Source organism: Frankia sp. CgKIO3 (assembly GCF_977946435.1).
In genome coordinates this window covers 3,633-6,380 of the sequence record NZ_CDWTMO010000150.1, presented here as the reverse complement: position 1 = coordinate 6,380, position 2,748 = coordinate 3,633, and the positions used below count along the sequence as shown (strand labels likewise).

Below are 2,748 nucleotides of genomic sequence, written 5' to 3'. Positions count from 1 at the left end.
TAACCCAGAAAGATTAACTTCTTAGCGTTTAGCGTTGTTTTGGTCGGAAGCCACGGATGGGTGTTCTCGGTGTGATCAGTCAGGGTAGAATCTCGACGTACCCGTCGGTGCCGTGCACGCGGATCCGCTGCTCATCGGGGATCAGTCGGGTGGCATCTACCACACCGACGACGGCAGGCAATCCGTACTCCCGTGCGATCACCGCGCCGTGAGTCATTAATCCTCCGACCTCCGTCACCAAGCCCGCGATGGCGACAAAGAGGGGTGTCCAGCTGGGGTCCGTGTGGGCCGTGACGAGGATGTCGCCCGGTTCGAGATCGGCCCGTGCCATGTCCAGGATGACGCGGGCCCGCCCTTCGATGGTCCCGGCGGAGACCGGTAGGCCGCTCAGCGCGCCGGCCGGCAAATCGTCGCGTCGGTACGCCTCGGCGATGACTTCGCCATCCGACGTGAGCACCCGGGGCGGCGTGAGCGCTTGATACGACCTGAACGCGTCCTTGCGCCGGCCGATGAGCCGGTCATCCACGCGGTTCGTGCGCACGACGTCGTGGAGCTCCTGGAACGTGAGGTAGAAGATGTCCTCCTTCTCACGAAGTACGTGGGCCTGTACGAGGCGCTCGGCTTCTTCCAACAAGGCCTGCTTGTACACGAAGTAGCGGCTGACCATGCCGTACTTCGGATACTCCCGGTACCCGATGAAGGTCCGGACCCGGTCGATCATCCGCTTCGTCTCGTCGGCCTTGCGCTCCCCGTCCGGCAGGGCCCGCAAGCGCTCCAGCAGCTCCTGCTCCTTCTTCCAGGCCTTCTGCCGGCCTTGCTCGAAGCGTCGTCGGCTCTCGCCCAGCTCGAAGTTCTTGATGTTGCCGAGGATCATGGGCACGAGCGTGGAGGGGCGTTCACGCCAACGCGGCCGCGTGATGTCGATCTCGCCGACGCAGCGCATGCCGTACTTGTCGAGCCAGGCCTCGACGGCGTCTCGCGCTTCCCTCCCGCCCGCGAGCTTGGGCAGCGCGTCCAGGAAACCCTCGTCCTCGACGTGCTGCAGAAACGCCACCACGCCCGGATGTGGGCGGATCACGTCAGCGACGTCGAGCAGCGCCAGCCCCATTTCCGACGTGACGTTGTGGGGCACGGACCGCGTGAGCGTGTCCGCCGCGTTTTTCTCGCCCAGCCACGCCTCCAGCCGCTCGTTGAGCCACCAGGTGGCCTCCATCGCCGACATGAACACCTGATGGCTCCGCGGATCGAACAAGATCCGCCTCAGCTCCTGGAGGTCCACCCGGATGAAGTCGAGTAGCGCCACTCCCGACTTCGTCCGGATGTCGCGTTCCGAGGCGGCGATGGAAGCCTCGCTGCGCCCGATCAACTCGGTGACGATGGCCGGATCGGTCTCGATCGGGGCTGGCGCGCCGCCGGACAGCGGCCCGGGGGGACCCTCGTCAGGCAGCGGCCGGATGAAGCCGTCGCGCTCGAGGATGGTCTGCAGCGCGTCCCCGGTCAGCGGATCGGATTTCCCCATGAGCTCCAGAAAGCCGGCGCGGCTCGTCGGCGAGACCAGCCTCTGGGTGACGTCGACGAACAGGCGGCCGCCGGCCTCGGCCATGGGCGCGGGGGTCGTCATCTGCCAGAAGGAGAGCCCCAGGGGCTTCATGGGGTCGGTCATCATCTGCTGATGGCCGACGGAGACATAGACGTGGTTCTCCCGGTCGCCGGACTCGGGGATGGGGAACAGCGTGGTGATCGGCCGGCTCTGGACGATCTGGAAGCCGTCGTCGACCAGGCACCATTCGATATCCTGGGGGCGGCCGAAGTGCGCTTCGATCCGCCGGCCGAGCTGCACGAGCCGCACGACCTGCGCAGCCGTCAGCGTCGGCTGCTCCTGCCGCTCCAGGTCGATCGCCTGTTCCTGCGTCCCGCCCGCCGGCGAGGCGTGAACCGCACGCTGCTTGGCGCCGACCGCCTCGGCGACGACCTCGCCGGCGCGCACCTTGAAGACGTCCGGGTTCACCAGGCCGGAGACCAGGGCCTCACCGAGGCGACCTTCCGGTTGGACGTGACGGGGTCGGCTGTGAACAGGACGCCAGCCGCATGAGGGAAGACCATCTGCTGCACGACCACCGCCATGTGGACCGTACGGTGGTCAACGCCGTTGCGCTGGCGGTAGGTCACGGCCCGCTCGGTGAACAGCGAGGCCCAGCACCGGCTGACGTGCCGGAGGATCGCCGCCGCGAGATCGCCCGGGATGGCGATCCCTTCGATGGTCCGGCGAATCTCCGCGCTGAGCGTGCGGATCGCCTCCCGGTCGTCCGGCTTCAGGCGCGACAGGTGCTCGAGCCGACTCTCGATCGACGGCACTTCCGCCATGATTCGCCGGAAGGCGTCCGTCGTCACGCAAAAGCCAGCCGGCACGCGGATGCCTTCGATCCGCGACAGCGCCCCCAGGTGCGCACCCTTGCCGCCAACGACCGCGCCCTGCATCTCGTCAACCTCTTGAAGACCCAACACGTACTGCTCGCTCATCGCGATACCTCCGGGGCAGCCGTGCTCTCTCGCACGGCACCGGCCGATCGAATCACCGGCACCTCCAGCTCTGTCGAACCTCGTGTTGGGCACGTCCTCATCTCTCGTTGCCTTCCCTCGTCACCGCGTCCCCCATAGGTCGACAACAACACACGCACGTCGTGCCCCCAGGTCTTCGCCCGTTCCTGGTCCGGCCGACGATTCTGCAGCGTGACCGGGGAAGCCCTA

General features: G+C 67.0%; 1 pseudogene. It reads right to left on the bottom strand.

The annotated features are described in order from the left end of the window. Nucleotides 1-79 precede the first annotated feature (79 nt). Nucleotides 80-2,478 (bottom strand): annotated as a pseudogene (gene rph, locus AC08OJ_RS15615) (rifamycin-inactivating phosphotransferase). Nucleotides 2,479-2,748 lie beyond the last annotated feature (270 nt).